This is a genomic window from Litchfieldella rifensis (assembly GCF_042646605.1).
Lineage (GTDB): Bacteria > Pseudomonadota > Gammaproteobacteria > Pseudomonadales > Halomonadaceae > Litchfieldella > Litchfieldella rifensis.
Window position 1 is genome coordinate 42,745 of sequence record NZ_JBHRUG010000049.1, and the last position, 12,070, is coordinate 54,814.

Annotated in this window: 12 protein-coding genes; 6 read left to right on the forward strand and 6 right to left on the reverse strand. The window is 60.8% G+C overall.

All coding sequences use genetic code 11. The features are described 5' to 3' along the window. Positions 1-144: 144 nt before the first annotated feature. A complete protein-coding gene (locus tag ACFOEV_RS21875; protein ID WP_386777149.1) occupies positions 145-489 on the reverse strand; it encodes a class I SAM-dependent methyltransferase in 345 nt (114 codons plus the stop codon). Beyond that, positions 399-1,550, reverse strand: coding sequence for a cyclopropane fatty acyl phospholipid synthase (gene cfa, locus ACFOEV_RS21880; protein ID WP_386777151.1), 1,152 nt, complete (start codon positions 1,548-1,550; stop codon positions 399-401). Before cfa ends, ACFOEV_RS21875 begins: the two co-directional genes overlap by 91 nt. A gap of 209 nt (positions 1,551-1,759) precedes the next feature. On the opposite strand from cfa, the gene ACFOEV_RS21885 reads away from it, so the two are divergent. Continuing rightward, positions 1,760-2,065 carry an MTH1187 family thiamine-binding protein gene (locus tag ACFOEV_RS21885; RefSeq protein ID WP_386777153.1) on the forward strand — a complete coding sequence of 102 codons (306 nt, stop codon included), beginning with the start codon at positions 1,760-1,762 and terminating at the stop codon, positions 2,063-2,065. Positions 2,066-2,306: 241 nt separating this feature from the next. Continuing rightward, positions 2,307-3,500, forward strand: coding sequence for a formaldehyde dehydrogenase, glutathione-independent (gene fdhA / locus ACFOEV_RS21890; protein ID WP_386777155.1), 1,194 nt, complete (start codon positions 2,307-2,309; stop codon positions 3,498-3,500). 60 nt (positions 3,501-3,560) lie between these two features. Here the strand turns inward: fdhA and ACFOEV_RS21895 are convergent, their stop codons facing one another. Then, entirely contained in the window at positions 3,561-4,493 is a 933-nt protein-coding gene (locus ACFOEV_RS21895) for a LysR family transcriptional regulator ArgP (RefSeq protein WP_386777157.1), read from the reverse strand. A gap of 95 nt (positions 4,494-4,588) precedes the next feature. Here ACFOEV_RS21895 and ACFOEV_RS21900 point away from each other — a divergent pair, with 95 nt between their 5' ends. Continuing rightward, positions 4,589-5,197 carry a LysE/ArgO family amino acid transporter gene (locus ACFOEV_RS21900; RefSeq protein WP_386777159.1) on the forward strand — a complete coding sequence of 203 codons (609 nt, stop codon included), beginning with the start codon at positions 4,589-4,591 and terminating at the stop codon, positions 5,195-5,197. Positions 5,198-5,232: 35 nt separating this feature from the next. On the opposite strand, the gene ACFOEV_RS21905 is transcribed toward ACFOEV_RS21900, so the two are convergent. The 3 genes from ACFOEV_RS21905 to ACFOEV_RS21915 all read right to left on the reverse strand — a co-directional run bounded on the left by ACFOEV_RS21905 (position 5,233) and on the right by ACFOEV_RS21915 (position 7,346). Then, positions 5,233-6,498 carry a TrkH family potassium uptake protein gene (locus ACFOEV_RS21905; protein WP_386777161.1) on the reverse strand — a complete coding sequence of 422 codons (1,266 nt, stop codon included), beginning with the start codon at positions 6,496-6,498 and terminating at the stop codon, positions 5,233-5,235. A 139-nt stretch (positions 6,499-6,637) separates the two neighbouring features. Further along, positions 6,638-7,051, reverse strand: coding sequence for a potassium channel family protein (locus tag ACFOEV_RS21910; protein WP_386777162.1), 414 nt, complete (start codon positions 7,049-7,051; stop codon positions 6,638-6,640). Then, positions 7,011-7,346, reverse strand: coding sequence for an NAD(P)-binding protein (locus ACFOEV_RS21915; RefSeq protein WP_386777164.1), 336 nt, complete (start codon positions 7,344-7,346; stop codon positions 7,011-7,013). Before ACFOEV_RS21915 ends, ACFOEV_RS21910 begins: the two co-directional genes overlap by 41 nt. 271 nt (positions 7,347-7,617) lie before the next feature. On the opposite strand from ACFOEV_RS21915, the gene hppD reads away from it, so the two are divergent. The 3 genes from hppD to nosP all read left to right on the forward strand — a co-directional run bounded on the left by hppD (position 7,618) and on the right by nosP (position 12,069). After that, a complete protein-coding gene (hppD, locus tag ACFOEV_RS21920; RefSeq protein WP_386777166.1) occupies positions 7,618-8,718 on the forward strand; it encodes a 4-hydroxyphenylpyruvate dioxygenase in 1,101 nt (366 codons plus the stop codon). 222 nt (positions 8,719-8,940) lie between these two features. Continuing rightward, positions 8,941-10,401 (forward strand): sodium-dependent transporter, encoded by a 1,461-nt coding sequence (locus ACFOEV_RS21925; RefSeq protein ID WP_386777168.1) that lies wholly within the window; start codon positions 8,941-8,943, stop codon positions 10,399-10,401. A 519-nt stretch (positions 10,402-10,920) separates the two neighbouring features. Further along, a complete protein-coding gene (gene nosP, locus ACFOEV_RS21930; protein WP_386777170.1) occupies positions 10,921-12,069 on the forward strand; it encodes a nitric oxide-sensing protein NosP in 1,149 nt (382 codons plus the stop codon). Position 12,070 lies beyond the last annotated feature (1 nt).

Below are 12,070 nucleotides of genomic sequence, written 5' to 3' on the forward strand. Positions count from 1 at the left end.
GACTGCTGCAGGCCGACACGACGAAGTCGAGCGCCGGGCGCCCGTCAAGGGCGCTAATAATACGCCTGGTGGGGAGTCGGCGTCACTCGTCCCTAGGTGTAAGAGATTGCCGACATTGAAATAGCGTTGATTTGGCTGGCCCATTCAGCGCGGGGCATCGTAGCGGCCGGTCCGTCCCCGGGAGTAGACGATCTGCCACAGTTGCAGGTTGCGCGCGCGAAAGGCGCCGGCACATACCGACAGGTAATAGCGGAACATGCGACGGGTGCGTTCGCTGTAGTGGTCGGCGATTTCGTGCCAGTGGGCATCGACGTTCCCGAGCCAGGCCATCAGGGTGCGGTCGTAGTCGGCATCGGGGTTATGGAGAGAGCCAGTCTTCCCTCTTGGCGACGACGCGACTAACGCGGGGCATCGTAGCGGCCGGTCCGTCCCCGGGAGTAGACGATCTGCCACAGTTGCAGGTTGCGCGCGCGAAAGGCGCCGGCACATACCGACAGGTAATAGCGGAACATGCGACGGGTGCGTTCGCTGTAGTGGTCGGCGATTTCGTGCCAGTGGGCATCGACGTTCCCGAGCCAGGCCATCAGGGTGCGGTCGTAGTCGGCACCGAAGTTCTGCCAGTCTTCCATCAGCAGGTAGCCTTCGCAGGCACGGGTGATATGCATTGCCGAGGGCAGCACGCCGTTGGGAAAGATGTACTTGTTGATCCAGGGATCGACAGTGATGTCGGAGTTGTTGGAGCCGATGGTATGCAGCAGGAACAGGCCATCGGATGCCAGCAGTGATTCGACGGTGTTGAAATAGGTGCGATAGTTGCGATGGCCGACGTGTTCGAACATGCCGATCGACACGATCCGGTCGTAGCAACCCGTCAGGTCACGATAGTCCTGCAGCAGAATCTCCACCGGCAGGCCCTCGCAACGCTCACGGGCAAGCGCGGCCTGTTCCTTGGAAATGGTGATGCCGGTGACCTCGACACCGTAATGCCGGGCGGCATGCTCGGCGAAACTACCCCAGCCACAGCCGATGTCGAGGACGCGCATGCCGGGTTCCAGCGCGAGTTTGCGCGCCGCCAGGTCGATCTTGGCCGTTTGCGCCTCGTGCAGAGTGGTGGCGTCCTTCCAGTAGCCACACGAGTAACACATGGTTGGATCGAGCATCCGTTCGAAGAGGTCGTTACCCAAGTCGTAGTGAGCCTCGCCTACAATGTAAGCGCGGGCCTTGCTCTGCAGATTCAGGAAGCCGGCCTGCAGGCGATACATGAGGCGTTCCGAGGGGGTATGGGCACGCTCGCCGAGCCCGTGGCGTAGCAGGCGATTGGCCATTTCGTCGATGCGACTGCACTCCCACCAGCCATCCATATAGGACTCACCGAGCCCAAGCGTGCCTTGATGCAGGACGCGAGAGAAGAAATCGGGATGGAAGACCTGGATATCCCACGGGTGATCGCCATTGAGGGTCACCCCGGATCCCTCGAGAAGTTGTTCGAAGACGCGACGAGCTCGGGTGTCGGGGAGGGCAATAGGGCCGATGCGAGTATCACTGGTCATGTGCCGAACTCCGAATCGATTTGCGCGTCAGAGCGCGATACGGGTCTCGAGCAAGGCGTTCCTTGCCGCTTTGCAACAACCTCGTTAGCTTGCTACTGGTTAAGCAGGGATTCAACAGGTTAAGGCTATATACACGATAGCCTAGACCAGAAAGTCGTTGATTGCCTTGGCCGATCAGGCTGAGGAGCGTCACAAGGGAGGACGAAGCGATGCATGTGATCGCGGACGTGAGCATCATTCCCATCGGTGTCGAGGCATCGGTTTCGCCTTATATCGCGGCCTGCGAGAAGGTGATCCGTGACACCCATCTGAACCATCGCCTGCATGCCCATGGCACTAACGTCGAGGGCCCTTGGGACGATGTGATCGCCGTCACCAAGCGCTGCCACGAAGTGCTTCACGAGATGGGCGCCCCGCGGGTCAATACGACCTTGAAGCTTGGTACCCGTACCGATCGCGAGCAGACCATGGACGATAGGGTGACGAAGGTCGAAGAGCTGCTGAAGCAGCAGTAGGAAGTTCCCGCCGTCGTGGCCCTGACGGTAGCGAAAGCCCGGTGTACCACCACCGGGCTTTCGTCTGCGCGAGGAGGGCGCCGTGTCCAGTGGTCGGGTTTGGATATGCCGGTGCCTTTCTGAGCACATCGCCTCAATGGTGGACGTCTACTCTGAAAGCCCGCACCGCTGCCTCGGCGGCGGCGTGGAACAGCATCGATCCCTGATGCCGCATTCGAAAACAACAGAAGGACGCCAGCCAATGAGTCAAGGCAACCGCGGGGTGGTCTACAAGGGCCCCGGCAAGGTGGAAGTGCAATCGATTCCCTTTCCGGAATTGGCACTGGGCAATCGCAAGTGCGACCACGGCGTGATCCTGAAGGTGGTCACTACCAACATCTGTGGCAGCGACCAGCACATGGTGCGTGGGCGCACCACCGCGCCGTCCGGCCTGGTGCTGGGCCACGAGATCACCGGCCTGGTGGTCGAGTGCGGCCGCGACGTGGAGTTCATCAAGCCGGGCGACCTGGTCTCGGTGCCGTTCAACATCGCCTGTGGCCGCTGCCGCAACTGCAAGGAAGGCAGGACCGGCATCTGCCTCAACGTCAACCCGGCTCGCCCCGGGGCGGCCTACGGCTATGTCGACATGGGCGGCTGGGTCGGCGGCCAGACCGAATACGTCATGGTGCCCTACGCCGACTTCAACCTGCTGAAGTTTCCGGACGCCGACCAGGCCATGGAGAAGATCCGCGACCTGACCCTGCTGTCCGACATCTTCCCCACCGGCTTCCACGGCTGCGTCACCGCCGGCGTCGGCCCGGGGTCCACTGTCTACATCGCCGGTGCCGGCCCAGTCGGCCTAGCGGCGGCGGTCTCCGCCCAGTTGCTGGGGGCGGCTTGCGTGATCGTCGGCGACATGATCGAAGACCGTCTGGCGCAGGCACGCAGCTTCGGTTGCGAAACCATCGACCTGACCCAGGACGGCGACATGGCCGACAAGCTCGAGGCGATCCTCGGCGAGCGTGAAGTCGATGCCTTCGTCGATTGCGTCGGCTTCGAAGCCCACGCCTGTGGCTGCAACCACGGCAAGGAAGCACCGGCCACCGTTCTGAACTCGGCAATGCAGATGACCCGCGCCGGCGGCCAGATCGGCATTCCGGGCCTGTACGTGACCGAAGATCCGGGCGCGGCCGATGACGCCGCCAAGCAAGGCGCGCTGAGCATGCGCTTCGGCCTCGGCTGGGCCAAGTCCCACAGCTTCCACACCGGCCAGTGCCCGGTGATGAAGTATCACCGTCCGCTGATGCAGGCGATTCTATTCGAGAAGGTCAAGATCGCCGATGCGGTCAACGTCCAGATGATCACCCTCGACCAGGCCCCGCAGGGCTACGCCGACTTCGATGGTGGCGCGGCGAAGAAATTCGTTATCGACCCGCATGGCAGTGTAGCCGCCTGATCGCATTCGTGATCGACGCTTCGACACCCCGCCCCGGCGGGGTGTCGTCGTATTACAGGGTCATGTCGGGACCGGGGCGAGCCAGTCGTTGCCGATCCTCAGCAGGTGGTGGGTCAGGGCTTCGAGGGTTTCGCCGCCATGGCGCCAATGGTGCCAGTAGAGCGGTACATCGATGTAATGGCTGGGGTCGAGTTCCACCAGTTGCCCCGATTGTAGATGATGACCGGCATCTAGATCGATGAGAGCTCCCTCGCGCAATTCTCTTTCCGCCTGGCGTTCGGGAATCATGCCATAGCCCAGGCCGGCCAGTGCCATGCGCACGAAGCCTTCCGATGAAGGACACAGGTGGTGGGGAAAGGGCTCGTGCACGCCATGCATGGCCAGATAGCGGTGCTGCAGGTGATCATCCGGGCCATAGACGATGGCCGGGGCCCGTTTCAGGGTCTGTGCAGACAGTCCTGTGGGGAAATAACGGGCGATGAAATCGGGGCTGGCCAAGGCACGATAGCGCATGCTGCCGAGCGAATGTGAGCGTGCCCCCTGTACCGGACGGGGGGAATCGCAGATGCAGCCGGCCACTTCGCCGTCGCGCATGCGTTTGAGGGCGACTTCCTGATCCTCCACCACCAGGTCGAAGAGCACGCTGCGCTCGCGGCAGAAATCTCCGATGCCTTCCGGCCACCAGGTGGCCAGGCTGTCGGCGTTGATCGCCAGGCGCAGTCGCTGTTCGCTTTCACCGAGTGCCGGTACACGGTCGAGCAGGTCGTGCTCGAGTAGACGTACCTGCCTGGCATGGTTGAGCAGGCGTCGACCCAGCGGCGTTGGTGCTAGCTTGGGGCTGCGCACCAGCACCGGTTGACCGAGCCGTGCCTCCAACAGCTTGATGCGTTGCGAGACGGCGGATTGCGTAAGCCCCAAGTGTTGGGCAGCGCGTTCGAATCCCGATTGATCGATCACCGCGGCTAGCGCTTCAAGGAGTTTATAGTCGAGCATCAGATTTATTAATCATATATTCTCTGAATTAATTTAATTTATTGCACAATCAAGCCTATTCTGCGACCCCAATGCAAGCGGACATGGGAAAAAAGATGATGGTTTCCACTCTGCACGGCTTATTCGTCTGTGCCGGCCTGATCGTCGCCATCGGGGCGCAGAATGCCTTCGTGCTCAGCCAGGGATTGCGGCGTGAACACGGCTGGCTGGTCGCCTCGGTGTGTGCACTCTGCGACTGGCTGCTGGTGGGTCTCGGCGTGCTGGGCGTGGGAAGCCTGTTGGCCGAACAGGCGGTACTGCTGGAAGTGGCACGCTGGGGGGGCGCGGCCTTCCTGGCTTGGCAGGCAGCGCTGGCATTGCGACGTGCTTGGGCCGCCGATGGCCTGGTTGCCGATGTAGCCTCGAGAGGAACGTGGCAGGCGGTACTCGCGACCACCTTGGCCGTGACCTTGCTGAATCCGCAAGTCTACCTCGAGACGGTGGTAATGTTGGGTGCGATCGGTGCGGTACAACCGAGTCCTGGGGGCTTCTTCATCGGGGCGGCGATGGCATCTTTCGGCTGGTTCTTCGGCTTGGTGGCAGCGGCGGGTTGGCTGGCGCCGCGTCTCGAAAACCCTATGGCCTGGCGCGTCATCGATGGAGGGATCGCCATCATGATGGCGTGGATCGCCTGGCGACTGGCCAGCGGGGCCATGCTCGGGTGAGGAGTCGATTCCCTCAGGCATTGCCTGAAAAGTGGCTAACCGATTTGTACGTTTTCCTCGGCATACTTCAAGCCGCGGCGCTGGCGGGTGGTGATGAAGAAACCCAGGGTGATGGGACCCGCGCGGCCCAGTAGCATGGTGACGATCACTGCCAGCTGACTGGGCACTGAAAGCTCGCTGGTGACCCCCCGCGATAGCCCCACGGTGCCGAAGGCGGATACCGCTTCGAAGGCGAGGGCGAGAAATGGCTTTTCCGGTTCGTTGATGGTCATCACGAACAGACAGAGGAAGATCAGTAGCATACCAGCCAAGGCCACGGCCACCGCCTTGAACGCAGTCGTTTCGGGGATTGCGCGCCAGAATATCGCTGGCTGCGGTCTGCCGGCCACGAAGGCGCGTGCCACCAGCAGCAGCACCACGAAGGTCGTGACCTTGATACCACTGGCCGTTGAACTGGAGCCGGCACCGATGAACATCCATAGCATGGTCAATAACGCCGTCGGTGTCGTCAGCTCAGAGGTATCCAGGGTGTTGAACCCCGCGGTGCGTGGCGTAACGGCCTGAAACCAGGCGGCTTGTAGACGTGTGCCGATGCTATCGAGTCCACCCAATGTGGCGGGATTATTCCACTCCAGCAACAGCAACGAGCCCATGGCTACCAGCATTAGCCATAGGGTGGCGTGCAGCACGATCCGCGAGTTCAATGACAGGGAGCGCTGTCGGGGCAACTGTACGAGTTCGGCGATGACCACGAATCCCAGCCCGCCGATGACGAACAACGCGCTGACCACACCATTGACCAGGGGATTGGCGACTTCGTCCGTGAGGCTGTCCGGCCAGGTCGAGAAACCGGCATTGTTGAATGCCGAGATGGCATGGAACACGCTGACCCACAAGCCTTCCCACAGGCCGAACCGGGGTATCCAGGTCATGACCAGCAACAGGGTACCCAGGGTTTCTGCGATCAAGGCGAAGCCGATGACCAAGCGCACGAGGTGTGCCAGGGTGCTAAAGGAGGTTTGGTTGAAGCTTTCGCGAATCAACCTCTGTTGCTGGAGTGGCAAGCGCATGCCCAGCAATACCAGCGTCAGCGCGGCAAAGGTCATGAAGCCGAGACCGCCGAGCTGGATCAAGCCAAGGACCACGAGCTGGCCGAACAGCGTCAATTGCGAGGTATCGACAACAACCAGGCCGGTGACCGTGACCGCCGAAGTAGCGGTGAACAGTGCCTCGTGCCATGCCAGAGGAACGGTCGAGGCCATGGGCAGCAGCAAGAGCAGGGTGCCGACAGCACTGAGCAAGGCAAATCCCAGAAATAGAAGTTCCGGGGGCGAGAACCGGATGACCCATCCATGGGGGTGCAGGTGAAGCGGTCGAGTGAGACGATGCCTAAACCTCATCCAGGATTTCCTTGTGTTCGGGCGGTGGCGTTTTTCTTCCCTAAAGTTTCTTGCCTAAGGAACGTAAATCATCCAGGTCCCCCATCAGTATCAGATTGTCCTCGTCCTCCAGGGTGGTGTCGTCACCGGGTGCCTTGATCACCCTGTCGCTGCGTTTTAGGGCCAATAAGGACAACTTGTTGTGATCCAGGCCCAGGTCGCCGACCGTCGTGAAATTCTCGCGCAGATGCGGCGTGGTCTGCAGTTCGACGATGAACTGGCGATCGCCCAGGTCGATGAAATCCATCATCGCCTGGTAATGCAGGCTTTCCGCCACCCGCAGACCGGTATCGTATTCGGGGTAGACCACGTGATCGGCTCCGAGGTGCTCGAGCAGGCGGTAATGCGTGTCCGAGTGGGCCTTGACCCAGATTTCACGGGCCCCTTGCTCGCGCGCGAGCAAGGTGCAGATCATGCTGGCTTCGAGGTTGTCGTCGGTATTCGCGCGCGAGCAAGGTGCAGATCATGCTGGCTTCGAGGTTGTCGTCGGTATCGATGACCACGGCGTCGTAGTCGCCCAAGGACAGTTCCGACAGCGTTTGCTCCTCGGTGATATCGGCCACCACGGTATGGTTGAAAATATCGGCGAGGGCGTTGACGCGGGCTTCACTACGGTCGACCCCAAGCACTTTGTCATGCTGGCGGTGCAATTCCTTGGCGACGGTAACGCCGAAGAAACCCATGCCCAGAATGGCGAACTGTTGTGACATGACGACCTCCTGGCCTTGTGCAACCCCGAGTTCACTGGGAATCAGTGTAGTGCAGCCACAATTTGTAAACTTTTCGATACACCATGTCAGGCTTTTTCGCCGCCGAGGTGCCTTGGAATGGGCTTTTAGCCAGGCTGTAAGAATTTTCTGACAGCAGTGGCTCGAATGGCTCGCTCGGCGGTGTGGCTAGGCGGCGGCATGGCGTTCCTCGTGATGCGACAGGGCTCTAGGCTGTTATCCAGGTTGCACCGACAACAATCAGGAGGACTCCATGAACGCCCTTGCCCAATCGTCACCGGCCGTTTCGGCTCATAACCCCATCGGCACCAATGGCTTCGAATTCGTCGAATATACCGCGCCGACCCAGGAAGGCATCGATGACCTGCGTGCCTTGTTCACGCGTATGGGCTTCACCGAAACCCGCAAGCATCGCTCCAAGGAGGTCTTCCTGTTCCAGCAGGAGGGGGTCAACTTCGTGCTCAACGCGGAACCGGGCAGCTTCGCGGCCGAATTCGGCAAGCAGCATGGTCCCAGTGCCTGTGCCATGGCCTGGAAGGTGGCCGATGCCAAGCAGGCCTTCGAGCATGCCGTGGCCAATGGCGCTGAGCCGGCGAGAAATCCGGTGGGCCCTGGCGAGGTCGGCATTCCCGCGGTCAAGGGGATCGGTGGCTCGCTACTGTATTTCGTGGACAACAAGCTCGATGACGAAGGGCGCACCATCTACGATGTCGATTTCGAGAAGATCCCCGGCCGCAACCCCAACGACAACAGCGTGGGTCTCCAGGTGCTCGACCATCTGACCCACAACGTCGAGCGTGGCCAGATGGATGTGTGGGCGGACTTCTATACCCGCATCGCCAACTTCCGTGAGATCCGTTACTTCGACATCGCCGGCAAGCAGACTGGCCTGCATTCCCGCGCCATGACTGCGCCCTGCGGCAAGATGCACATTCCCATCAACGAGTCCGCCGACGACGCTTCGCAGATCGCCGAGTTCCTGCGCGAGTACAACGGCGAAGGCATCCAGCACCTGGCCATGGCCACCGACGACATCTATGCCACCGTGCGTGCCCTGCGTGCCAACGGCGTCAAGTTCATGTCCACGCCGGACACCTACTACGAGAAGGTCGACGAGCGCGTACCCAACCATGAGGAAAACGTCGAGGAACTGCGTGAGCTGAGTCTGCTGGTCGACGGCGCACCGGATCAGGGGGTGCTGTTGCAGATCTTCACCGAGACAGTGATCGGCCCGATCTTCTTCGAGATCATCCAGCGCAAGGGCAACGACGGGTTCGGTGAGGGCAACTTCAAGGCCCTGTTCGAGTCCATCGAGGAAGACCAGATCCGTCGCGGGGTACTGAAGCCCGAGTGAATGACGCTGGCGACGAATAGTCCGTTGATCGCCCCCGCCACGCCATCCGGTGGGGGCGATCATGTGATGGTCGAATAGCCGTGTGGCGATGACCGCCCCGTACGGGCATATCGTGGCAATTCCAGCAAGTTTAAACGGTCTTACCTCTGACGAACCCCTGATTTGCAGCAAAAAATAACGCTACAATCGTCGACAACAACAATCTCCCCGAAGGTATTCAAGATGACGGCAAGACGACAACCCAAGAACCTATGGTTGGGGCGCTGGGGATTCATCCTGGCGGCGACGGGCTCGGCAGTGGGCCTGGGCAATATCTGGAAATTTCCCTACATGACCGGCGAGTATGGCGGTGGCGCCTTCGTGCTGGTCTACCTCGCCTGTATCCTGGCCGTGGGCGTGCCGATCATGATGGTCGAGATCGGCTTCGGGCGTCGTGGGCGTGGCAGCCCCATCGATGCCATCCGGCGTGTGGTCAAGGAGTCGGGAGGGCACTCGGCCTGGTCACTGTTCGGCTGGATGGCGATGCTGTGTGGCTTCATGATCCTGTCGTTCTACGTGGTGGTGGCAGGCTGGTCTTTCGCTTATCTCTGGAAGACCCTCAGCGGTGGCCTGGTCGGTAACGAGGTCGCCGACATGGCGGCCATCTTCGAGGCCAACAACGCCAACCCCTGGAATCTAGGCTTCTGGAGCACCCTGGTGACCGTTATCACCATGCTGATCGTCGGCAGTGGGGTGCAGAAGGGCATCGAGCGCAGTGTGAGCTGGATGATGCCGGGCATGGTGCTCATGCTGGCGATCATGATTGGTTATGCCATGTTCTCCGGTGGATTCCCCCAGGGGGTGGCTTTCCTGTTCTCCTTCGAGGTCGGCAAACTTTCCAGTGAAGGCTTGCTGGCAGCCATGGGACACGCCTTCTTTACCCTGTCGCTGGCTTCCGGGGCGATCCTCACCTACGGTTCCTATCTGCCGGATCGCAGTTCCATTGCGCGGACCACCTTCACGGTCGCCATCGCCGACACCGTGGTGGCACTGATGGCCGGCCTGGCGATCTTCCCGGTCATCTTCGCCAACGGCATGGACCCCGCCGCGGGGCCGGGCCTGCTGTTCATGAGTCTGCCACTGGCCTTCCAGGCCATGCCGCTGGGTACCCTGTTCGGAGCGATCTTCTTCATCATGCTGTCGATGGCCGCGCTGACGTCGGCGATCTCGATGATCGAGGCCACCGTGGCCTGGCTCAACGAGAGCAAGGGAGTCTCGCGCCGCAGTGCGGCATGGGGCGTGGGTATCCTGTTGTGGCTGGTCAGTACCCTGGCGATGCTGTCGTTCAATGTCGGGGCCGACTGGACGCTGCTCGGCAAGCACTTCTTCGACTGGCTGGATTACCTGACCTCGCGCTGGATGATGCCGCTGGGCGGCCTGGGCATGGCGCTGATGGCTGGCTTCCTGTTGCGCAACGAGGTGTTCAAGTCAGAACTCAGCCTTTCCCGTCCCCAGTATGCGCTGTGGCTGTTCATGGTGCGCTACGTGAGTCCGCTGGGTATCGTGCTGATCTTCATCGATGCGCTGGGTATCGCGACGCTCGACATGGCGAACCAGTGGCCCTGGCTGCTGGCACTGCTGGTGGTGGTCACCGTGATCGGCGAGCTGGCCAGCCCGCGCCTCAAACGGCAACTGGCTGGCTGATCGCATTCCTCTCAACACTCCTTCCAACCCCCGCCTTCGTGCGGGGGTTGGTCGTTTGGTTGCCCTCTGCCTGATCTGACGATACTCCCGCAGTGGCGATAGATACCACGCCGCCGGAGACTTAGACTGTGACTGGGCGCATCTCCTGGTCAATATAACTCATTGGTTTAAGTAACCTTTGTCGTAAGAAGCCAGGACGCGGTTCTATCTGAATCGTTGAAGGTGCCGGTTTAGGTATCTGTTATCGTAAGGTCATCTGAATCGAAGCAGATGCAATGGGGCATTAGGGAAGCGCTGAAGAAATCGACGAGTAGGATCTAGCGCAAGGCGCCCGGAGCACAGGAACCGGAGCATATGGGGTATATGTGAGGATCCGCCGGTCCGACGCTTCGGCACCGCGCAACGCAGCGATTGATCCACGCAGGCATTTATTCAGTGTTTCCATAGTGGCTGTGGCTACTGCCGCTTCCCTCCGTCGCCCGACTCGGGCGTACTGTTATCCATTCCAGAGAAGGTACGATGTCCCAAGATAGAATAAGAACAGCACACACCCGCGCCACCGATGCCCGTGAGGCTGCCCGTGAATTTCACGCGGAGGTCTCGCAACCGGGAATGGCACTGGTGGTTTTCTTTTGCTCCAGCAAGTATGACTTGGAGGCGTTGGCGGACGAGCTGAACGGCTTGTTCGGCGATGTCCCGGTCGTGGGGTGCACGACCGCCGGCGAGATTGGTCCCGCCGGCTATCTTACGCACAGCCTGACCGGGGTCAGTTTCCCCTCCAGCAGTTGCATGGCAGCTACCGGGTTGTTACAGGATCTGCAGCGGTTTGAATCCCACGCAGGCAACGATTTTGCCCAGGGCCTGTTGCGCCAACTGGAGGATTGCCACGAACCGTCATCACCGGAGAGCGTCTTTGCCCTGCTGCTCATCGATGGCTTGTCGTTACGAGAAGAGTCGGTGGCCCGGGCATTACAGGATGGCCTTGGCCGGATTCCGGTCGTCGGCGGATCAGCCGGTGATGACCTCGGGTTCGAACGGACCTGCGTATTCCATGGCGGCGCCTTCCACGAGGATGCGGCGGTGCTGGCGCTTGTTGGCACCCGCTGGCCCATGACCGTCTTCAAGACTCAGCACTTCGTCTCCACTGACACTCGCCTGGTGGTGACCGAGGCCGATACCGCCAATCGCATCGTACGAGAGATCAATGGGCTGCCGGCTGCCGAGGAGTATGCGCGGCTGATCGGCGTCTCCCTGGCGGAATTGACCCCTTCCAATTTCGCGGAATTTCCGGTGGTCGTGCTGATCGACGGTGCCGACTATGTACGCTCCATCCAGAGCATCAACGAAGACGGCAGCATCACCTTCTTTTGCGCAATCGACGAGGGGCTGGTGCTGCGAGTGGGACGTGGCGTCGACCTGGCCGGTAACCTGGAGCAGAGCCTGGCAAAGGTCAGTGAGGAAGTCGGGTCGCCACAATTGGTACTTACCTGCGACTGCATATTGCGCAGCCTGGAGATCGATCGGCTCGATGAGAAAAAGCGGGTTGGCGATATTCTGCGACGCTACAACGCGATTGGCTTCAGTACCTACGGCGAGCAGTTTGGCGGGTTGCACATCAACCAGACGTTGACCGGGGTCGCGATCGGCACCCCGCGGCTGGATGAGTGAC

Coding starts and splice junctions, on each gene's coding strand:
- ACFOEV_RS21875 (WP_386777149.1), bottom strand. CDS start 489: ATGTGCCGGCGCCTTTCGCGCGCGCAACCTGCAACTGTGGCAGATCGT.
- cfa (WP_386777151.1), bottom strand. CDS start 1,550: ATGACCAGTGATACTCGCATCGGCCCTATTGCCCTCCCCGACACCCGA.
- ACFOEV_RS21885 (WP_386777153.1), top strand. CDS start 1,760: ATGCATGTGATCGCGGACGTGAGCATCATTCCCATCGGTGTCGAGGCA.
- fdhA (WP_386777155.1), top strand. CDS start 2,307: ATGAGTCAAGGCAACCGCGGGGTGGTCTACAAGGGCCCCGGCAAGGTG.
- ACFOEV_RS21895 (WP_386777157.1), bottom strand. CDS start 4,493: ATGCTCGACTATAAACTCCTTGAAGCGCTAGCCGCGGTGATCGATCAA.
- ACFOEV_RS21900 (WP_386777159.1), top strand. CDS start 4,589: ATGATGGTTTCCACTCTGCACGGCTTATTCGTCTGTGCCGGCCTGATC.
- ACFOEV_RS21910 (WP_386777162.1), bottom strand. CDS start 7,051: ATGATCTGCACCTTGCTCGCGCGCGAGCAAGGGGCCCGTGAAATCTGG.
- ACFOEV_RS21915 (WP_386777164.1), bottom strand. CDS start 7,346: ATGTCACAACAGTTCGCCATTCTGGGCATGGGTTTCTTCGGCGTTACC.
- hppD (WP_386777166.1), top strand. CDS start 7,618: ATGAACGCCCTTGCCCAATCGTCACCGGCCGTTTCGGCTCATAACCCC.
- ACFOEV_RS21925 (WP_386777168.1), top strand. CDS start 8,941: ATGACGGCAAGACGACAACCCAAGAACCTATGGTTGGGGCGCTGGGGA.
- nosP (WP_386777170.1), top strand. CDS start 10,921: ATGTCCCAAGATAGAATAAGAACAGCACACACCCGCGCCACCGATGCC.